Annotated in this window: 16 protein-coding genes and 1 pseudogene; 4 read left to right on the top strand and 13 right to left on the bottom strand. The window is 72.5% G+C overall.

The genetic code is table 11. The annotated features are described in order from the left end of the window. Positions 1-27: 27 nt before the first annotated feature. On the bottom strand, positions 28-1,179 hold the full coding sequence (locus ACZ6BB_RS01980) for a Gfo/Idh/MocA family protein (RefSeq protein ID WP_471613385.1): 1,152 nt from the start codon (positions 1,177-1,179) through the stop codon (positions 28-30). Between the two features lie 112 nt (positions 1,180-1,291). Here ACZ6BB_RS01980 and ACZ6BB_RS01975 point away from each other — a divergent pair, with 112 nt between their 5' ends. After that, complete coding sequence (locus ACZ6BB_RS01975) at positions 1,292-2,308, top strand: LacI family DNA-binding transcriptional regulator (protein WP_471613384.1); 1,017 nt, start codon at positions 1,292-1,294, stop codon at positions 2,306-2,308. A gap of 334 nt (positions 2,309-2,642) precedes the next feature. Here the strand turns inward: ACZ6BB_RS01975 and ACZ6BB_RS01970 are convergent, their stop codons facing one another. From ACZ6BB_RS01970 to ACZ6BB_RS01950, 5 genes are read right to left on the bottom strand one after another with little or no spacing between them, the layout of a single operon-like run. After that, complete coding sequence (locus ACZ6BB_RS01970) at positions 2,643-3,059, bottom strand: ankyrin repeat domain-containing protein (protein WP_471613383.1); 417 nt, start codon at positions 3,057-3,059, stop codon at positions 2,643-2,645. A 42-nt stretch (positions 3,060-3,101) separates the two neighbouring features. Then, positions 3,102-3,719, bottom strand: a complete 618-nt coding sequence (locus ACZ6BB_RS01965) for a hypothetical protein (protein ID WP_471613382.1) — start codon at positions 3,717-3,719, stop codon at positions 3,102-3,104. Between the two features lie 2 nt (positions 3,720-3,721). After that, positions 3,722-4,594, bottom strand: coding sequence for a carbohydrate ABC transporter permease (locus ACZ6BB_RS01960; protein ID WP_471613381.1), 873 nt, complete (start codon positions 4,592-4,594; stop codon positions 3,722-3,724). Beyond that, positions 4,591-5,532: a carbohydrate ABC transporter permease gene (locus ACZ6BB_RS01955; RefSeq protein ID WP_471613380.1), complete on the bottom strand. Its 942-nt coding sequence runs from the start codon at positions 5,530-5,532 to the stop codon at positions 4,591-4,593. Before ACZ6BB_RS01955 ends, ACZ6BB_RS01960 begins: the two co-directional genes overlap by 4 nt. Then, positions 5,529-6,824, bottom strand: a complete 1,296-nt coding sequence (locus tag ACZ6BB_RS01950; protein ID WP_471613379.1) for an ABC transporter substrate-binding protein — start codon at positions 6,822-6,824, stop codon at positions 5,529-5,531. The genes ACZ6BB_RS01955 and ACZ6BB_RS01950 overlap by 4 nt, the downstream gene beginning before the upstream one ends. 65 nt (positions 6,825-6,889) lie before the next feature. Here ACZ6BB_RS01950 and ACZ6BB_RS01945 point away from each other — a divergent pair, with 65 nt between their 5' ends. Further along, positions 6,890-8,239: a Gfo/Idh/MocA family protein gene (locus ACZ6BB_RS01945; RefSeq protein WP_471613378.1), complete on the top strand. Its 1,350-nt coding sequence runs from the start codon at positions 6,890-6,892 to the stop codon at positions 8,237-8,239. Between the two features lie 61 nt (positions 8,240-8,300). Here ACZ6BB_RS01945 and ACZ6BB_RS01940 read toward each other — a convergent pair whose 3' ends face one another. After that, entirely contained in the window at positions 8,301-9,656 is a 1,356-nt protein-coding gene (locus ACZ6BB_RS01940) for a cytochrome P450 (RefSeq protein ID WP_471613377.1), read from the bottom strand. Between the two features lie 142 nt (positions 9,657-9,798). On the opposite strand from ACZ6BB_RS01940, the gene ACZ6BB_RS01935 reads away from it, so the two are divergent. Further along, positions 9,799-10,254 (top strand): SRPBCC family protein, encoded by a 456-nt coding sequence (locus ACZ6BB_RS01935; RefSeq protein WP_471613376.1) that lies wholly within the window; start codon positions 9,799-9,801, stop codon positions 10,252-10,254. Positions 10,255-10,338: 84 nt separating this feature from the next. Then, a pseudogene (locus tag ACZ6BB_RS01930) lies at positions 10,339-10,992 on the top strand (class I SAM-dependent DNA methyltransferase). A 30-nt stretch (positions 10,993-11,022) separates the two neighbouring features. Here ACZ6BB_RS01930 and ACZ6BB_RS01925 read toward each other — a convergent pair. The 6 genes from ACZ6BB_RS01925 to ACZ6BB_RS01900 all read right to left on the bottom strand — a co-directional run bounded on the left by ACZ6BB_RS01925 (position 11,023) and on the right by ACZ6BB_RS01900 (position 18,794). Beyond that, positions 11,023-11,835 (bottom strand): hypothetical protein, encoded by an 813-nt coding sequence (locus tag ACZ6BB_RS01925; RefSeq protein WP_471613375.1) that lies wholly within the window; start codon positions 11,833-11,835, stop codon positions 11,023-11,025. A 91-nt stretch (positions 11,836-11,926) separates the two neighbouring features. Continuing rightward, positions 11,927-13,093: an XdhC family protein gene (locus tag ACZ6BB_RS01920; RefSeq protein ID WP_471613374.1), complete on the bottom strand. Its 1,167-nt coding sequence runs from the start codon at positions 13,091-13,093 to the stop codon at positions 11,927-11,929. A gap of 52 nt (positions 13,094-13,145) precedes the next feature. Then, on the bottom strand, positions 13,146-14,591 hold the full coding sequence (locus ACZ6BB_RS01915) for an NCS2 family permease (protein WP_471613373.1): 1,446 nt from the start codon (positions 14,589-14,591) through the stop codon (positions 13,146-13,148). Between the two features lie 323 nt (positions 14,592-14,914). Continuing rightward, positions 14,915-17,302 (bottom strand): xanthine dehydrogenase family protein molybdopterin-binding subunit, encoded by a 2,388-nt coding sequence (locus tag ACZ6BB_RS01910; RefSeq protein ID WP_471613372.1) that lies wholly within the window; start codon positions 17,300-17,302, stop codon positions 14,915-14,917. Positions 17,303-17,304: 2 nt separating this feature from the next. Beyond that, positions 17,305-17,907: a (2Fe-2S)-binding protein gene (locus ACZ6BB_RS01905; RefSeq protein ID WP_471613371.1), complete on the bottom strand. Its 603-nt coding sequence runs from the start codon at positions 17,905-17,907 to the stop codon at positions 17,305-17,307. Continuing rightward, positions 17,907-18,794, bottom strand: coding sequence for an FAD binding domain-containing protein (locus ACZ6BB_RS01900; protein ID WP_471613370.1), 888 nt, complete (start codon positions 18,792-18,794; stop codon positions 17,907-17,909). The genes ACZ6BB_RS01905 and ACZ6BB_RS01900 overlap by 1 nt, the downstream gene beginning before the upstream one ends. Positions 18,795-18,906 lie beyond the last annotated feature (112 nt).

Raw genomic sequence — 18,906 nt, 5'->3', positions numbered from 1 at the left:
TTCCAAGGGCGGTGCCCGCCCCCGGGCTCAGAGGTTCACCCACGCTCCCGACCCGGCCGAGCGGCTCATCGCGTCCAGCGCGGTGGCGCTGTGCACGGCGTCGGCGAGGGTGGTGCCGTGCGGGGTGCCCTCGGCGATCGAGCGCAGGAAGTTGTGCGCCTCCACGACCTTGAGGTCGTCGTAGCCCATGGCGTTGGCGGAGCCGGGCTGGAAGGCTCCGTACGCGCCGTGCCCGGGGCCGACGAAGAGGGTGTGGACGGACTGGTCCTGGTAGGCGTCGCCGCTGCTGACGCCCAGCTCGCCCATGCGGCGGAAGTCCCAGAAGAGGGCGCCCTCGGTGCCGTGGATCTCGAAGCCGTAGTTGTTCTGCTCGCCGACGGAGACCCTGCACGCCTCCAGGACACCCCGGGCGCCGGAGGCGAAGCGGAGGAGGCAGTTGACGTAGTCCTCGTTCTCCACCGGGCCGAGTTCGCCGCCCGAGGCGCGGGTGTGTCCGGCGGTGGCGCCGGTGGGCCGGGCCCGCTCGGGGACGAAGATCGCGGTGTCGGCGGTGAGGGAGGTGATGTCGCCGAGCAGGAAGCGGGCCAGGTCCACGCCGTGCGAGGCGAGGTCTCCGAGGACGCCGCTGCCGCCGCGCTCCCGCTCGTACCGCCAGGTCAGGGCACCTTCAGGGTGGGCGGCGTAGTCGCTGAAGAGGCGGATGCGGATGTGGGTGACCGCGCCGATCCGCCCGGCGGCGATCAGCTCGCGGGCGGCGGAGACGGCGGGTGCGTTGCGGTAGTTGAAGCCCACGGTGCCCTGGACGCCGGACCGGGCGGCCGCGTCGGCGACCGCGCGGGCGTCGGCGGCGGTGAGCCCGACGGGCTTCTCGATCCAGATGTGCTTGCCGGCCTCGGCCATGGCGACGCCGATCTCCCGGTGCAGGAAGTTCGGCGCGGTGATGCTGACCGCCTGGATCCGGGGATCGGCGGCCACCTCGCGCCAGTCCCGGGCGGTCGAGGCGAACCCGAACTGCCGGGCGGCCTCCTCGGCACGGCCGGGCACCTCCTCCACGACGGTGACCAGCTCGGGCCTCAGGGGCAGCTGCGGGAAGTGGTGGGCCACGCGGGCGTACGCCTGCGTGTGCACCCGTCCCATCCAGCCGAACCCCACCACGGCGACACCGAGCGCACTCACCATGACTGCCCTTCTTTTGGACCGTTCCAAGCACGTACGCCGCTCACATTGAGGGCAGGTTCCGGTACTGTCAAGCCCTTTGACAGCGGCACTCCGCTGTGGAACGGTCCAGGCCATGAGACCCGGACCCGCGACCCCGACGATCCGCGACGTCGCCGAGCGGGCCGGTGTGTCCAAGTCCCTGGTCTCGCTGGTCCTGCGCGGCTCGGAACAGGTGCGCGAGGAGAAGCGGCAGGCCGTGCTGGCCGCCGTGGACGAGTTGGGCTACCGGCCGAACGCCGCCGCCCGCAGTCTGAGCGAGCGCCGCACCCGCACGGTCGGCGTTCTCCTCAACGACATGCGCAACCCCTGGTTCGTGGAGCTGCTGGACGGCCTCAACTCCCGTCTGCACGACAACGGTCTGCGCATGCTGCTGGCCGACGGCCACCTGAACCGACGACTCGGCGAGGATCTCACCCGCACCTTCACCGAGCTGCGGGTCGACGGGCTGATCGCGGTCGGCACCCTGCCCCCGTCCGAGGCCCTGCGCACGGCGGCCGGGCTCGTCCCGACCGTGGTGGCGGGTGCCCGGGAGCCCACGCTCCCCCAGGTGGACGTCGTCGCGGGCGACGACCAGCTCGGCGCCCGTCTCGCCACCGAGCACCTCATCGGCCTCGGGCACCGGCGCATCGCGCACATCGCCGGGGACGGCGTGGTCGGCGCGCTGCGCCGCCGCAGCTTCGAGACGGTGATGCGCGAGCACGGGCTGGGCGATCTGGCGTCCGTCGAGCGCGGCGACCTGACGGAGGAGGGCGGTTACCGCGCCACGGTACGGCTGCTCGGCACCGCCGAACGCCCCACCGCCATCGTGGCGTTCAACGACATGGCCTGCGTGGGCGCCCTCTCCGCCGCCGAGGAGCTGGGCCTGAAGGTGCCGCGCGACCTCTCCCTCGTCGGCTACGACAACACCTACGTGGCCCGCCTGCGCCACCTCTGGCTCACCACCGTGGACAACGCCAGCCACGACGTGGGCCGGGCCGCAGCCCAGTGCCTCCTCGACCGCATCGCCGACCCGACGCGCGCCGGCAAGCTCGTCCTGACCACGCCGACACTGGAGGTCCGCGGCACCACGGGCCCGCCGGCCGGTCATTGAGGCGCCGGCCGCCGCCTCCCCTTCGCCGAGGCGGCGGGCCGTCGACTCGGCGGCGCCGGACCGTGGCCGTACGGCGCCACGCTCGTCCCCACCCCTCGACGCGGGGACCGGCCCCGGGGGGTCAGGGGCGCGAGCCGGGCGTGACGCGGCTGATCCTCACCGTCGCCCTCACGCGTCGGGCGGCACGGAGGCGACGGCCGCCGGTACGTCACCACGGTCGTGCGCACGGACGACGTGGCACTCGAACGTGGGGCAGGCCGAGTTCGGGATCGGACACCGGGCCGTGCCGTCACCTTCCCGTCGTCGCGGGGTGAACCGGAGTGTGACGACGGGCCTAGGGCCGCGCCCCCGCGGCCAGCAGCAGGGCCGCCGTCTCGGGGTGGGGGCCGGCGGTCGCCCAGTCGAGCGGGGTGCGGCCCGTGCCGTGGTCCTCGCGGAGGCCGGGGTCGGCGCCGTGGTCGAGGAGCGCCCGCACGGTCTCGGTGTGCCCCCAGCACGCGGCGCCGCACAGCGGCGTGCCCTCTGTTCCGCGTCCGCTCTCGGTGTCGGGCAGGGCCCCGGCCGCGAGCAGCACGCGCACCGTGTCCGCGGCTCCGTGCACGGAGGCCGCGTACAGAGGTGTCGTCCCCTCGGCGTCGGTCGTCTCGGCCGGGGCTCCGGCCCGCAGCAGCGCGCGGACCCGCACCGTGTCACCGACCATCGCGGCCGTCACCAGCCGTGTGGACCACTTCTTCCGCTGCCGTCTGTTCACCGTGCGCTCCCCTTGCTGATGACGTGCGAGTGCGTCAGCGCATCACACGCCCGGCCGGGAGGCGACCTCTTTTCCGCGGACGTCCACGGCGGTGAGCGCCAGCGCCAGCGGACCCGGCACGAGGAAGGCGAGGGGCAGCAGCATCCAGGCGCTCAGCGCCGCCGTGGCCACGGCCGCCACGACCAGTGCGCTGCCGCCCGGATCACGCACCGCGTCCCGGGCCGCTCCCCGCAGCGCCGCGGGCCAGTCCCCGACCGACTCGGGGCGTGCGCAGGCGCGCAGGCCGACCACGGCGGCGCCCGTGCCGACGGCGGCGGCGAGGAAGGCGAAGGCCCGCCCGCCCGGGAGTCCGGCGGCCGCCAGGGCCAGATCGGCCAGGACGAGGGCCAGGCCGGTCAGGGCCACGAGTCCGGCGGCGAGGTCACCGGGCCGCAGACGCTCCCGCAGTGCCACGAGAAAACGGCCGGCCGTGGCCGGACGGCCCTCCCGTACGCCCCGCAGCAGCGCGCAGGCCGTGGAGAGCGCGGCGGGCAGGGTCACCAGGGGAAGGCTCACCACCGCCACCGCGATCCCGATGCTCAGCACGTCCGCGAACAGTGTCATCCGGGGGCCGAAGATCTCGCCCGCCTCACGTTCCCCGCCGTTGCGCACGACGCTCATCCCTATCCCTTGATCCCGGAGTTGGCCATGCCCTCCACCAGGAACCGCTGGAACGCGAGGAAGAACAGCACGATCGGCAGGAGGGCGATCACCGACATGGCGAACATCGGGCCGAACGCCGAGGTGCTCGACGCGTCGACGAAGGACCGCAGCGCCAGGGTCAGGGTGAACTTCTCGGGCGAGAACAGATAGATCAACTGGGTGAAGAAGTCGTTCCAGGTCCAGATGAAGGTGAAGATCGCGGTGGTGATCAGGGCGGGCCGGGTGAGGGGCAGGATCACCGAGAAGAAGCTCCGGAACGGTCCGCATCCGTCGATGCGTGCCGCCTCCTCCAGCTCCCTCGGCAGGCCCCGCATGAACTGCACGATGAGGAAGACGAAGAAGGCCTCCGTCGCGAGGAACTTCGGCAGGACCAGCGGCCAGTAGGTGTTCACCATGCCGAGCTGGTTGAAGATGATGTACTGCGGGATCAGTACGGCGTGGTGCGGCAGCATGATCGTCGCGATCATGAACGCGAAGAGCGGGCCTCGCAGCCGGAACCGCAGGCGGGCGAAGGCATACGCCGCCAGGGAGCAGGACAGGACGTTCCCGACGACCGCGCCGCCGGCGATCAGCAGGGAGTTGCCGAGCAGCCTGCCCACCGACACGTCGTTGACGCCGTCCAGCGCGGTCGTGTAGTTGGACCATTCCAGCCTGCTCGGCAGCAGGTCGAGGCTGGCGATGACCTCGTTCGCGGGCTTGAGGGAGGTCGCGAGGAGCCAGGCCAGCGGATACAGCATCACGAGCAGCGCGGCCGCACAGCCGAGGTGCAGCGCCACACGCCGCGGGTCGACAGGCTTGCGCGGGGCGGGGGTTGAGGGCGTGGTGGTGGTCATCGGTCCCCCTCGGAGGCGTAGAAGACCCAGGAGCGGGACGTGCGGAACAGGATCGCGGTGACCGCGCCGATGGCGAGCAGCAGGACCCAGGCCATGGCGGAGGCGTAGCCCATGTGGGAGGCGACGAAGCCCCGGTCGTAGAGGTACAGGGTGTAGAAGAGGGTGGAGTCCGCGGGGCCGCCCTTGCCGGCGCTGACCGCGAAGGCCGGGGTGAAGACCTGGAATGCCTGAATGGTCTGCAGGACCAGGTTGAAGAAGATCACGGGTGACAGCATCGGCACCGTGATCGACAGGAAGCGGCGCCAGGCACCCGCGCCGTCCACCTCGGCCGCCTCGTACAACTCCCCCGGGATCTGCTGGAGTCCGGCGAGGAAGATGACCATCGGGGCGCCGAACTGCCACACGGTGAGCAGGGCCACCGCGAGCAGCGCCCAGCCGGGGCGGTTGACCCAGCCGCCGGTGCCGAGGAGTTGGTCGACCGTGCCGTCGTCGTTGAAGATCGCCCGCCACACCAGGGCGATGGACATGGACGCGCCGAGGAGGGAGGGGGCGTAGAACGCGGAGCGGTAGAAGGCCCGGCCGCGCTTCATGTTCTTCAGGGCGAGGGCCACCAGGAGGGCGAGGGCCAGTTGGAGCGGTACGGCGATGGCGACGTACATCAGGGTCGTCGCCACCGAACGCCAGTAGCGCGGGTCCTCGGTGAACATCTGGGTGTAGTTGCGCAGGCCCACCCAGCTGGGCGCGTTGAAGAGGTCGTAGTCGGTGAAGGAGAGGTAGAGCGAGACGGCCATCGGGAGCAGGGTCAGGACACAGGCCCCGAGCACCCAGGGGGAGAGGAACACCCAGGCCGCGCCCTCGCGGCGGCGGCGCCGGGCGGGCCGGTCAGGCTGCTGGACTCCGGTGCCGCGTACGGTGGTCGGCAGTTGCGTGGTGGTCATGACCTCAGCTCCGCCTTCGCCTCGGTGAGGTAGTTCTCGGCGGCCTCGCGGGGGGACATCCGCTCGTAGGAGACCTGGTCGTAGTCGCGCTGGAAGGTGGTCTGCAGGGCGCTGTCGCCCGAGGGGGGCGCCTGGGGCGGCGGGTCGAGCTTCCCTTCGACGGTGGCCTGGTACTCGTAGATCGTCTTGTCGAAGTCCTTGAGGCCGGCCGCGATGTCCTCGCGGATCGACTCGTTGACGGGGATGCCCCGGGTGGCGCCGAGGATCTTCGCGGCCTCGTCGTCGTTGAGCAGGAAGTCGACGAGCCGGGCGGACTCCTCCGGGTGGCCGGAGTCGGCGGCCACGCCCATGAACATGGAGGGCTTGAAGTACTGGCCGGGGGTGCCGTCCTCTCCGCCCGGCATCGGGGCGAGAGAGATCCCGGTGGGGACGAGTGCGAGGTAACCGCTCGCGGGGGCGTCCCAGTTGACGTCCGAGGCGGCCTTGCCCCGGCCGAGCGGGGTGTTCTCGACCGTGCCGTCGAGCTGGGTGGTCTGCTCGGCGGGTGACACGGCGCCCTCCCTGCGGAGCCGGTCGGTGAAGGTCCACCAGCGGGTCAGGTCGTCGGCGTCGAAGCCGAGCCGCCGGTCGTCGGTGTAGAGGGACTTGCCCTGGCCGCGCAGCCAGATCTCGAAGGCGTCCTCGCTCTGCCCGGGGTCGGTGCCGCCGGGCTCTCCGGTCTCCTCGGCCACCGTCCGCATGGCCTCGGCCCATTCGCTCCAGGTCCAGCCCACGCGGGGCGGTTCCAGGCCCGCCGCCTTCCACTTCGCGGTGTCGTGGACCATCGTCTCGGTGCCGCGCCCCTGCGGGACCGCGTACTGTCTGCCGTCCACCGTGCCGGTGGCGAGGAGACCGGGCTCCAACTCGCGGGTGTCCAGGGCCGATCGCTGCTCCGCGAGGTCGAGGAGGACACCGCCGGAGGCGTACTGGTCGATCATCCGGTAGTCGAGCTGCATCACGTCGGGCGCGTCGCCGCCGGCGGCCTGGGTGGCGAGCTTCTGCTTGTATGCCTCGTAGCCGGCGAAGGAGGTCTGCACCTCGATCCCGGGGTTCCGCTTCTCGAAGAGGTCGACGGCCGCCTGGGTTCTCGCCGCGCGGTCCGGGTTGCCCCACCAGGTGTAGCGCAGGACGACACCGTCGCCGACGCTGCCCGACCCGTCCGTCGCGGAGCAGCCGGTGAGCAGCGCGCAGAGCGCCAGCGCGGTGGCCGCCGCACGGGGTTTCCAGGACTTCCTCGTCCTGATTCGGGGCATGAGTGGGTCACCTCTTTCACTAGAAAGCGCTTCCACCCCCCGGTACGACCCTAGGGAAGGTCCGGATGTCAGAACAAGACCCCTGCACCACCTCCGTGCCTCGCCGCCGCGCCGCCGTGGTGGGGCTCGGAGCCCGTGCGCGGATGTTCACCGAGGCACTGACCGGACCGTTCTCCGAGCGGATCGACCTGGTGGGCTTCTGCGACACGAACGCCCACCGCGTCGCCGTGCACAACTCCTGGATCGCGGCCGACCACCCCGGCCGCACGCCCGTACCGGCGTACGGGGCCGAGGACTTCGAGGAGATGCTGCGGCGCGAGCGCGTGGACCTCGTCGTGGTGTGCTCCCTGGACCGGTCCCACGACCACTACATCGTGCGCGCGCTGGAGGCGGGCTGCGACGTCGTCACCGAGAAGCCGATGACGACCGACGCCGACCGCGCCCGCCGCGTCCTCCAGGCCCGGCACCGGACCGGCCGCGAGGTGCGCGTCGCCTTCAACTACCGCTACAACCCGGTGCACTCGGCGGTACGGGAACTGATCGTGGGCGGCGAGATCGGCGAGATCGGCTCGGTGCACTTCGAGTGGCTGCTCGACCTGCGGCACGGCGCCGACTACTTCCGCCGCTGGCATCGCGACAAGGCGAACTCCGGCGGCCTGCTCGTCCACAAGTCGACCCATCACTTCGACCTGGTCAACTGGTGGCTCGGCACCCGCCCCGACACCGTCTTCGCCCAGGGCGGCCTCTTCTTCTACGGCCCCGACGCCGGCCGCCGTCGGGGCCTCGCCCGGGACTACACCCGCGCCCACGGCTCCCCGGCGGCCGAGACCGACCCCTTCGCCCTCCACCTCCGGGACTCCCCCGTCCTCACCTCGCTCTATCTGGACGCCGAGCGGGAGGACGGCTACCACCGCGACCAGAACGTCTTCGCCCCCGGCGTGACCATCGAGGACGACATGGCGGTCCTCGTCCGCTACGACTCCGGCGCCACCCTGACCTACCACCTGACGGCCTACTCCCCCTGGGAGGGCTACCGCGTCGCGTTCAACGGCAGTGAGGGCCGTGTCGAGCTGCTGGTGGAGGAGTCCACCTGGACCCGCCCCCACGTCCGCAGGGCCGGGGCGGGCCCGGTCCTGCACGGTGCCGAGGCGGGCGAGGGGGCCGGCCGGACCGAACTGCTGGTCCGCCGCTTCTGGGAGCCGCCGCGCGAGGTCAAGGTGGCCGTCGGCGAGGGCGGGCACGGCGGTGGCGATGTCCGCATGCTGGCCGACCTGTTCGGGGAGCGTGCGCCGGATGCGCTGGGGCGGGCGGCCGACGCGGTGGACGGAGCGCGCTCGCTGGTGACGGGACTGGCGGCGAACCGGTCGCTGGAGACGGGGATGCCGGTGGCGGCACGGGAGTTGCTGGACGTCTGAGCCGCGCTCGGGCCGCGTCCTCGCCGTGCGGTGGCGGAGCCGGAGCGGGTGTCCCCGGAGGTCACCAGACGAGTTCGAGGCGTTCCGGGGCGCGGTGGATCAACGTCGGGCGCATGGTGATCCGCTGGTCCTCCGCGAGGCGCAGGCCCGGCAGTCGGCTCGTCAACAGCCGCAGGGTGATGCGCAGTTGTTCACGGGCGAGCTGCGATCCCGGGCACGCGTGGGCGCCGAGGCCGAAGGAGAGGTGGCGGCTGCCGGCGTGCCGGGTGATGTCGAAGTCGTCGGGGCGCGGGTGGCGGGAGCCGTCCCGGTTGGCGCCGCCGAAGGCCAGGAACACCGGTGTCCCGGCCGGGAGTTCGGTGCCGGCGAGCGTGACCGGCCGGGTGGTGACACGGCGGAAGCCCTGCAACGCGGTGTCGTGGCGGGCGGCTTCCTCGATGGCGGCCGGGATGCGCTCCGGCTCGGCGCAGAGCAGCTCCCACTGCCTGCGGTCGCGCAGGAGGTGCAGCAGGGTCGTCCCGATGAGGGCGGTCGTGGTCAGGTGCCCGGCGATCAGCAGGTTCTGCAGATGAGAGACGACCTGATGGCGGTGGTCGAGCGTCAGCTCACCGGCACCGGCGTTGTCGTCGGTGGCGACATCGGCGTCGGTGGCGGCGCCGGGTCCGGTTCCGGTGCCGGGTCCTGTGCCGGTGCCGACGACGGACCTGATGAGTTCGGTGCCCAGATCCTCGCGGGGGTCGGCGTGGCGGGCCCGCACGAACGCGTCGAGGCGGTGGGCTGCGGCGACCACCTCCTCGGCCGCCGCGATCTGCTCGGCCTCCGTCATGGGCCGGAACAGCAGCCGCTCGGCCCGGTGACCGCCCCGGACCAGCGCCGGGACGTCCTCCGGGTCGAACCCGACGAGGCGTCCGATGACCTCCCCGGGCAGCCGGCCCGCATAGGCGGACATCAGCTCGACCCGGCCGCCCTCGCCGCCCTCGCCGTAGCCATCGGCCCCGCTCCCGGCTGTTCCGGTCTCTCCGGCGCTCTTGACGAAGCCGTCGATCAGGGCGGCGGCCCGCTCCTCGGCGTACGGGAGGACCGCCGCGACCCTCGCCGGCGACATCCCTCGCACGATGGGAGCCCGCAGCTCCTGGTGCAGGGCCCCGTCGGCGGTGACGACGACGGGGCGGCCGCCGAAGCCGCCGCCGAGCACGGCCAGCGCGGCGGGGGCGGGCATGACGTCCGGGCGCAGCGCGTTGGCCGAGGAGAAGTCCTCCGGGCGCCGCAGCACCTCCCGTACGTCGGCGTCCCGCGCCACCAGCCAGGAGTCCAGCTCGGGGACGTACGTCAGCCCCTCCGCCGCCCTGGCCCGCGCGTAGTGCGGATACGGATCGCGCTGCAACTCGTCGAGCCTGCCGTGCAGTTCAGCGTCCACGGGAGCACCTTCCGGCCGGGGGCGGACGTGCGGTCGCGCCTCATCGTGCCGTACGGCGGGGCGCGACGGTAGGGCTCCGCGCCGGGGCCGGCCGTGCGGGTCGGGCGGGGCCGGAACGGACCCGTGCGCCTACGATCACCTCGTGGTTCTCTTCCTCCTGGAACGCCTCCCCCCGCTCCCCGCGGACCGCGCATGGCAGCGTCTCACCGACTGGCCCCGGCACGCCGGAGTCGTCCCGCTGACCCGCGTCACCGTCCGCACGCCGGCCCCGACCGGGGTGGGCACGGTGTTCGTGGCGCACAGCGGTGTCGGCCCGCTCGCCTTCGACGATCCGATGGAGGTCACCGTCTGGCAGCCGCCGGAGGGGGAGGCGGGCGGGCGGTGCCGTCTCGTCAAGCACGGTTCGTTCGTCACCGGGTGGGCCGAGATCGAGGTCCATCCGCACGGTGCCGGCACGTCCCGAGTGGTGTGGCGGGAGGACCTGCGGGTGCGGGGGCTGCCGGGATTCCTCGACCGGCCGCTGGCGCTCGTGGCACGGCGGACGTTCGGACGGGTGGTGGACGGGCTGCTCGCGCCCGACGGCCGGCGGCCGGGCTGAGCCGCCGACAGGGCGTTCGCCCGACGGCGGTACGGATCCCGGTCTCCACGTCGTTGTCGGACCCCCCGGCTACTGTCGCGGAGCATGACCACACACCACGTGCACGCCGTCCGGGCGTCCTACGACACGGTCGCCGCCGACTACGAGAAGCTGCTGAGAGACGAGTTGGCGAACAGTCCGTTCGAGCGGGCGATGCTCGGGGTGTTCGCGGAGCGGGTGCTGGGCGCCGGAGGGGGCCGCGTGGCGGACCTGGGGTGCGGTCCGGGGCGGGTCACCGGGCATCTGGCCTCGCTGGGGCTCGACATCTGCGGGATCGACCTCTCGCCGGAGATGGTCGCCGTGGCCCGCTGGGCCCACCCCCGGCTGCGGTTCGACGTGGGCACGATGACCGCGCTCGACTTCGAGGACGGCTCCCTGGCGGGCGCCCTCGCGTGGTAATCGACGGTCCACACCCCGCCCGCCGAACTCCCGCCCCTCTTCCGTGAGTTCCACCGCGTTCTCGCCCCCGGCGGCCTCCTCGCGCTGGCGTACAAGGTGGGGGACGAGTCCGTGCACCTGTCGCACGCGGACGGTCATCCCCTCGACCTCGACGTGCACCGCTTCCCGCCCGGCCTGGTCGCGGAGCTGCTGACCGACGCCGGGTTCGTCGAGTCGGCGCGGCTGGTGCGGGAGGCGGACGGGCCGGACACCACGGCGCTCACCCCACAGGCGTACGTGCTGGCGCGCAAGCCCGCGTGAACCGCCGGGCGGACTGCGGACGGGCGCCGGTCAGGACCTGCCCGCATCCCGGTTCCGGGCGGCGGCGAGGCCGTCGCGGCGGTCGCGGTCGCCGTCGCCAGTGGTGCTGAGGAGGGTGTCGCAGATCTCGCGGAGCTTGTCGGTGGCCTGCTTGGAGAACAGTCCGCAGAGCCCGGCGATGCCGGAGAAGCCGTACGGGTTGGTGGCACCGGCGCCGGAGCTGCCCGCGAACAGGCCGCCGCGCAGCAGGAGGTATACGAGCAGGGCGAGGGCCACGCCGATGCCGGCGCGCAGGAGGTACCACCACAGCCAGCTCGCGTAGAGCCGCCGGTTGCCGACGTAGGTCGCGAAGGACGTGGCCGCGTGGACGAAGCTGCCGAGCGCGCTGCACACGACCACGGCGAGCAGCATCGCGGTGTCGGCGGTGAGGGACCAGTCGCCGAGGCCGAAGGGCGACCAGCGCGCGGTGGCCGTCGGCTCCGCCCCGGGCTCGACCGTCGCCAGTACGGCGGGCCAGAGGGTCACGAGGGCTCCGCAGACGAAGACGACGTGGGCGAGGAGGAAGAGGCCGAGCAGGGCCGTCGAGGCGGTGGACAGCCGCCGGTCGTCGGCGGAGGCGTCGGGGGCGGGGCGGCCGGACGAGTCGGCGCCGGGGTCGTCTTCCGTACCAGGGTCGCGGTCGCCGGCGCGCTCGCCCGAGGGCGTACCGCTGCCGCTTCCGTTCCCGCTTCCGTTCTCGCTTCCGTTCTCGCGTCCGTTCCCGCGTCCGTTCCCGCTTCCGCTTGCGCGTTCGCTTTCGCCCGCGCCCACGGCCGGGCGCTCGTCGCCGCTCGCCGCACTCAACTGTCCGCCCCCGTAGTGCTGTTGTCCTGGAGCAACGGTCCGCCCTCTCCCTGCCGGGGTCAAGTCGCGGGCGCGGGTTCGGGGTCGGGCCTCAGGAGACCCGCAGGCTCGGCAGCCGCGTGACACCGGGTGAACGGTCGGGGGAACCGTCGTGGTGGATCGGGGTGTGCGCGCCGGTCAGGGGGACGCCGCTGCCGCCGCGCCGGGCGGCGACGATCTCGGCGGCGATGGAAAGAGCCGTCTCCTCCGGGGTGCGGGCTCCGAGGTCGAGCCCGATCGGGGACCGGAGCCGGGCCAACTCGGCTTCGGTGACACCTGTTTGGCGGAGCCGCTCGTTGCGGTCGAGATGGGTGCGGCGGGAGCCCATCGCGCCGACGTAGGCGACGGGGAGCCGCAGGGCGAGTTGGAGGAGCGGGATGTCGAACTTGGCGTCGTGGGTGAGGACGCAGAGGACCGTACGGGCGTCGACGGTGGTCCGCTCCAGATAGCGGTGGGGCCAGTCGACGACGATCTCGTCCGCCTCCGGGAAACGGTCGCGGGTCGCGAAGACGGGGCGGGCGTCGCAGACGGTGACGTGATGGCCGAGGAACTTGCCGACGCGGACCAGCGCCGACGCGAAGTCGATCGCGCCGAAGACGATCATCCGGGGCGGCGGGACGGACGACTCGACGAGGACGGTGAGCGGTGCTCCGCAGCGTGAGCCCCGCTCTCCGATCTCCAGTGTGCCTGTGCGGCCGGTGTCGAGGAGGGCACGGGCCTCGGCGGCCACGGTGCGGTCCAGTTCGGGATGAGCGCCGTAGCCGCCGCCGTACGAGCCGTCCGGGCGGACCAGCAGGGCGCGGCCCCGCAGGTCCGCCGGGCCGGAGACGATCCGGGTCAGCGCCGCCGCCTCCCCGCTCGCGGCTGCGGAGAGCGCGGCGGCGACCACCGGACGGACCGGGTCGCCGGTCCGCACCGGGGTGACGAGGATGTCGATGACACCGCCGCAGGTCAGACCGACCGCGAAGGCGTCCTCGTCGCTGTAGCCGAAGCGTTCGAGCACCGGTTCGCCGTCCGTCAGCGCCTGTCGGCACAGGTCGTAGACGCTGCCCTCCACACAACCGCCGGAGACCGAGCCGATCGCCGTGCCCTCGGCGTCCACCGCGAGGGCGGCGCCCGGCTGCCGGGGAGCGCTGCCGCCGACGGCCACCACGGTGGCCACGGCGAAGTCGCGCCCCTGCTCGACCCACCGGTGCAGTTCTTCGGCGATGTCCAGCATGGTCGGTCTCCTTGAAGCAACGGGTCTGCGGACGGTACTCGGCGCCGGGCGCCTAGTGCACGCCCAGCCAGCTCTCGATCGGATGGAGGGCGAAGAAGACGAGGAAGACGGCCGTCAGGCCCCACATGAACCCGCCGACCTCCCGCGCCCGGCCCTGGGCCAGCCTGATGGCGGCGTAGGAGACGACTCCGGCGGCGACGCCCGCGGTGATGGAGTACGTGAACGGCATGATCACAACGGTCAGGAAGACCGGGATCGCGGTGGCCCGGTCGGACCAGTCGATGTGCCGGGCGTTCGTCATCATCATGGCGCCGATGACGACGAGGGCGGCGGCCGCGACCTCGCCGGGCACGATCGCGGTGAGCGGGGTGAGGAACAGACAGGCCGCGAAGAACAGGCCGGTGACGACGGAGGAGAGCCCTGTTCGCGCGCCCTCTCCGACGCCGGTCGCCGACTCGACGAAGACGGTCTGGCCCGAGCCGCCGGCCACGCCGCCGATCGCGCCGCCGGCGCCGTCGATGAACAGCGCCTTGGACAGACCCGGCATCCGGCCCCTGTCGTCGGCGAGCCCGGCCTCCGTCCCCACCCCGATGATGGTGGCCATGGCGTCGAAGAACCCGGCGAGCACGAGAGTGAAGACGATCATGCCGACCGTCATGGCGCCGACGTCCCCCCAGCCGCCGAACTCGACGTGCCCGAAGAGTGAGAAGTCCGGCATCGAGATCGCGCTGCCGTGCAACTCCGGTGCGCCACTGGCCCATTGCTTCGGGTCGATGACGTCGAGGGCGTTGAGGACGACGGCGAGGACCGTGCCGCCGACGATGCCGAGCAGGATCGCGCCGGGGACGCCACGGGCCTGGAGCATGAAGATCGCGAGGAGGGTGACGGCGAAGAGCAGGACCGGCCAGCCGGCGAGTTCACCCGCGGGGCCGAGGCTGACCGGGGTCGCCTTGCCCTGGTGCACGAAGCCGGCCTTGTAGAAGCCGATCAGGGCGACGAAGAGGCCGATGCCCATGGTGATGGCGTGCTTCAGGGCCGGCGGGATGGCGTTCATGATCAGCTCGCGGAGGCCGGTGACGACCAGGAGCATGATGATCACGCCGTAGAGCACGCACATGCCCATCGCCTGCGGCCAGGTCATCCGGGGGACGACCTGCGAGGCGATGACACCGGAGACGGAGAGGCCGGCGGCCAGGGCGAGCGGGACCCGGCCGACGAATCCCATGAGGAGGGTGGTGACGGCCGCCGCGAGCGCGGTCGCCGTGATCAGGGCCTGCTGGCCGAGGGTGGTGCCCGCGGCGTCCCGGCCGGACAGGATGAGCGGGTTGAGCAGGAGGATGTACGCCATCGCCATGAAGGTGGTGACGCCGCCGCGGATCTCTCGGGCGACGGTGGATCCTCGGTGGGTGATGTGGAAGTACCGGTCGAGGCGGGACCGGCCGGCTGGGCCGGGGGCGCCGTCGACGGCCGTCCTCGGCTTGAGCGACTGTTGGGTCATGGGGCGTTCTCCCAAGGTTCACAGGGACACCCGGCCGCGCACTGGGCTTCGGCGGGATTTGGGAAGGTGCCCGACCCGGGGGACGGCCCGAGACGAACGGGGGGATTGCAGGGGGGCGTTGTCCGGTGCGGGTCCGGTGGGGGCGGGTCGGGTGGCGCAGTTCCCCGCGCCCCTGGAAAAGCGGGGCCTGCGCCCCTGCCTTTTCGGCCCGAAAGGGCCGTAGGCCCTTGAGGGGCGCGGGGAACTGCACGAGAGGCCCCACCGGACCCACGCCCGCCCGCGAACCGGACCAACCGAGCTCATGGGCGCCCGGCGCCCACGGTCTACGCCGTACCGGTCAGATGTTCCGGCCGTACCGGCGTCCGGTTCAGTTCCAGCCCCGTCGCCGCCCGGATCGCCGCGAGGACGGCCGGGGTTGACGACAGGGTCGGGGCCTCGCCGACCCCGCGCAGCCCGTACGGCGCGTGGTCGTCGGCGAGTTCGAGCACGTCGACGGGGATGGTCGGTGTGTCGAGGATCGTGGGGATGAGGTAGTCCGTGAAGGACGGGTTACGGACCTTCGCGGTCTTCGGGTCGACGACGATCTCCTCCATCACCGCGATGCCGAGACCCTGGGTCGTACCGCCCTGGATCTGGCCCACCACGGAGAGCGGGTTGAGCGCCTTGCCGACGTCCTGGGCGCAGGCCAGTTCGACGACCTTGACCATGCCCAGCTCGGTGTCGACCTCGACGACCGCCCGGTGTGCGGCGAAGGAGTACTGGACGTGGCCGAACCCCTGCCCGGTCCGCAGGTCGAAGGGCTCGGTCGGCCGGTGCCGCCACTGAGCCTCGACCTCGACGGCCTCGTCACCGAGGACGTCCACGAGGTCGGCCAGCACCTCACCGCCGTCGGTGACGACCTTGCCGCCCTCCAGCACCAACTCGGCCGTCGCCCAGGCGGGGTGATAGGTACCGAACCTGCGGCGCCCCAGCTCAAGCACCTTCTCCCGCACCAGCTCGCAGCTGTTCTTCACCGCGCCGCCCGTGACGTACGTCTGCCGGGACGCCGAGGTCGAGCCCGCCGAACCCACCCGTGTGTCGGCGGGGTTGATCGTCACCTGGGCGACGCCCAGTTCGGTGCGGGCGATCTGCGCGTGGACGGTGATACCGCCCTGGCCGACCTCCGCCATGGCCGTGTGGACGGTGGCGACGGGTTCTCCGCCGACGACCTCCATACGGACGCGGGCGGTCGAGTAGTCGTCGAACCCCTCGGAGAAGCCGACGTTCTTGATGCCGACCGCGTAGCCGACGCCCCGGACGACCCCCTCGCCGTGCGTGGTGTTGGACAGGCCGCCCGGCAGCTGTCGTACGTCGGCCGCCTCGCCCGCCGTGAGCCACTGCTGCTCCGGCGGCAGAGGCATCGCCTTGACGCGGCGCAGGAGTTCGGCGACCGGAGCCGGGGAGTCGACCGGCTGGCCCGTCGGCAGGAGGGTGCCCTGCTCCATGGCGTTGATCTGCCGCAGCTCCACCGGGTCCATGCCGAGCTTCGCCGCCAGCTTGTCCATCTGCGCCTCGTAGGCGAAGCACGCCTGGACCGCGCCGAAGCCGCGCATCGCTCCACAGGGCGGGTTGTTGGTGTAGAGGGCGAGGGCCTCGATGTCGACGTCCTCGACGACGTACGGTCCGGCGCCGAGCGAGGCGGCGTTGCCGACGACGGCCGGGGAGGCGGAGGCGTAGGCGCCGCCGTCCAGGACGATGCGGGCCTTGAGGTGCGTGAGCCTGCCGTCGCGGGTCGCCCCGTGCTCGTAGTGCAGCTTCGCGGGGTGGCGGTGGACGTGCCCGAAGAAGGACTCGAAGCGGTTGTAGACGATCTTCACCGGCTTGCCGGTGCGCAGCGCCAGCAGGCAGGCGTGGATCTGCATCGACAGGTCCTCGCGGCCGCCGAAGGCACCGCCGACCCCGGCCAGGGTCATGCGGACCTTGTCCTCGGGCAGTCCGAGGACGGGCGCGATCTGGCGCAGGTCGGAGTGGAGCCACTGGGTGGCGATGTAGAGGTCGACACCGCCGTCCTCGGCGGGTACGGCGAGCCCGGACTCGGGGCCGAGGAACGCCTGGTCCTGCATGCCGAAGACGTACTCGCCCTCCACGATCACGTCCGCGCGCTCGCGGGCCGCCGCCACGTCGCCGCGGACGATGGGCTGGCGGTGGAGGATGTTCGGGTGCGCGACATGACCGATGTGGTGGTCGGTGCGGCCCTCGTGGATCAGGACGGCGTCCGGCGCGGTCGCGGAGGCCTCGTCGGTGACGACCGGCAGTTCGCGGTACTCCACCTTGATCTTCGCGGCGGCACGGCGGGCGGTCTCCGGGTGGTCGGCGGCGACGATCGCGACGGGCTCGCCGTGGTGGCGGACCTTGCCGTGGGCGAGGACCGGGGTGTCCTGGATCTCGAGGCCGTAGTGGCGTACCCCGGTCGGCAGGTCGTCGTAGGTCATGACGGCGTACACGCCGGGTGTGGCGAGGGCCTCGGCCGTGTCGATGGAGACGATCTCGGCGTGGGCGACCGTGGAGCGCAGGATCTGGCCCCAGAGCATGTCCTCGTGCCACATGTCGGAGGAGTACGCGAACTCGCCGGTGACCTTGAGGGTGCCGTCCGGGCGGAGCGTGGACTCGCCGATGCCGCCCTTGGTACGGGAGCCCTGGGTGAGGTGGACGGGCAGGCCGGTGGTTCCCATGGTCAGCCCCCTTCGGACTGCCGGGCGGCCGCGAGGCGGACCGCGTCCATGATCTTCTCGTAGCCGGTGCAGCGGCACAGGTTGCCCGACAGCGCCTCGCGGATGTCCGCGTCGCTGGGGTTCGGGGTGCGCTCCAGCATCTCGTCGGCGGCGACGAGCAGCCCCGGCGTGCAGAAACCGCACTGCACGGCGCCGGCGTCGATGAACGCCTGCTGGACCGGGGAGAGTTCGACCCCTTCGCCGGTGTGCGAGTCGGCGCCTCGGGCGGCCCACCGCCGGGCCGAGTCGAGCGAGGTCCCGTCCGCGCCGGACGTACCGCACGCGCCCGACGCGCAACCGCCGTGCTCGGCGCGCTGCTTGGCGAAGTCCGCCAGCCCCTCGACGGTGACGACCTCGCGGCCCTCCACCTGTCCGGCGGCGACCAGGCACGAACACACCGGCACGCCGTCCAGCCGGACGGTGCAGGAACCGCATTCGCCCTGCTCACAGGCGTTCTTGGAACCCGGCAGGCCCAGGCGCTCCCTCAGCACGTACAGCAGGGACTCGCCCTCCCACACGTCGTCGGCTTCCTGGGGACGGCCGTTGACCGTGAAATTGACGCGCATCACGCAGCTCCCTCGGTGGCGGCGGTGCCGCGGTAGGACTCCCAGGTCCACATCAGCGTGCGGCGGGCCATGACGCCGACCGCGTGGCGGCGGTAGCTCGCGGTGCCGCGTACGTCGTCGATCGGGTTGCAGGCACCGGCGCACAGGTCGGCGAACTGCTTGGCGACCGACGGGGTGATGATCCGGCCGTTCTCCCAGAAGCCGCCCTCGTCGAGCGCCGCGTTCAGGAACTCCTCGGCGGCCGTGGCCCGGACGGGGGTCGGCGCGGCCGAGCCGATGCCGGTCCGGACGGTCCGCGAGGACGGGTGGAGGGCGAGCCCGAAGGCGCACACGGCGATGACCATGGCGTTGCGGGTGCCGACCTTGGAGTACTGCTGCGGGCCGTCCGCCTTGTCGATGTGGACGGCTCGGATCAGCTCGTCCGGGGCGAGGGCGTTGCGCTTGACCCCGGTGTAGAAGTCGTCGATGGGGATGAGCCGGGTGCCGCGTACGGACTCGGCCTCGACCTGGGCGCCCGCCGCGAGGAGGGCCGGGTGGGCGTCGCCGGCCGGGGAGGCGGTGCCGAGGTTGCCGCCGACGCCGCCGCGGTTGCGGATCTGCGGGGAGGCGACCGTGTGCGAGGCCAGGGCGAGGCCGGGCAGCTCGGTACGGAGGTTCTCCATGATCCGGGTGTAGGGGACGGACGCGCCGAGGCGGACCGTGTCCTCGCCGACCTCCCACTCGGAGAGTTCGCCGATCCGGTTCAGGTCGAGCAGGTGTGCGGGCCGGCGGTGGTCGAAGTTGATCTCGACCATCACGTCGGTGCCGCCGGCGATCGGCACAGCGGTGGGGTGCTCCGCCTTCGCGGCGAGCGCCTCCTCCCAGCTGGCGGGGCGAAGGAAGTCCATGTGACCGGCTCTCTTCTTCGTCTGTGTCGTTCTCTTTGAGCCAGATCGTGTGCGGCGGGCCCGGCTCGTCCATGGGCTGTTCACGTGTGGTGTGTCTCAGTACACAGCGCCC

This window comes from Streptomyces sp. NPDC041108, from assembly GCF_055592645.1.
Note: the sequence above shows the minus strand (reverse complement) of the source record. Positions and strands in the feature narration are given on the sequence as shown.

Bases quoted from the DNA above. Each gene is read 5' to 3' on its own strand.
- ACZ6BB_RS01950 (WP_471613379.1), bottom strand. From the start codon at position 6,824: ATGCCCCGAATCAGGACGAGGAAGTCCTGGAAACCCCGTGCGGCGGCC.
- ACZ6BB_RS01905 (WP_471613371.1), bottom strand. From the start codon at position 17,907: ATGCGCGTCAATTTCACGGTCAACGGCCGTCCCCAGGAAGCCGACGAC.
- ACZ6BB_RS01900 (WP_471613370.1), bottom strand. From the start codon at position 18,794: ATGGACTTCCTTCGCCCCGCCAGCTGGGAGGAGGCGCTCGCCGCGAAG.
- ACZ6BB_RS01980 (WP_471613385.1), bottom strand. From the start codon at position 1,179: ATGGTGAGTGCGCTCGGTGTCGCCGTGGTGGGGTTCGGCTGGATGGGA.
- ACZ6BB_RS01965 (WP_471613382.1), bottom strand. From the start codon at position 3,719: ATGAGCGTCGTGCGCAACGGCGGGGAACGTGAGGCGGGCGAGATCTTC.
- ACZ6BB_RS01960 (WP_471613381.1), bottom strand. From the start codon at position 4,594: ATGACCACCACCACGCCCTCAACCCCCGCCCCGCGCAAGCCTGTCGAC.
- ACZ6BB_RS01945 (WP_471613378.1), top strand. From the start codon at position 6,890: ATGTCAGAACAAGACCCCTGCACCACCTCCGTGCCTCGCCGCCGCGCC.
- ACZ6BB_RS01910 (WP_471613372.1), bottom strand. From the start codon at position 17,302: ATGGGAACCACCGGCCTGCCCGTCCACCTCACCCAGGGCTCCCGTACC.
- ACZ6BB_RS01920 (WP_471613374.1), bottom strand. From the start codon at position 13,093: ATGCTGGACATCGCCGAAGAACTGCACCGGTGGGTCGAGCAGGGGCGC.
- ACZ6BB_RS01915 (WP_471613373.1), bottom strand. From the start codon at position 14,591: ATGACCCAACAGTCGCTCAAGCCGAGGACGGCCGTCGACGGCGCCCCC.
- ACZ6BB_RS01955 (WP_471613380.1), bottom strand. From the start codon at position 5,532: ATGACCACCACGCAACTGCCGACCACCGTACGCGGCACCGGAGTCCAG.
- ACZ6BB_RS01975 (WP_471613384.1), top strand. From the start codon at position 1,292: ATGAGACCCGGACCCGCGACCCCGACGATCCGCGACGTCGCCGAGCGG.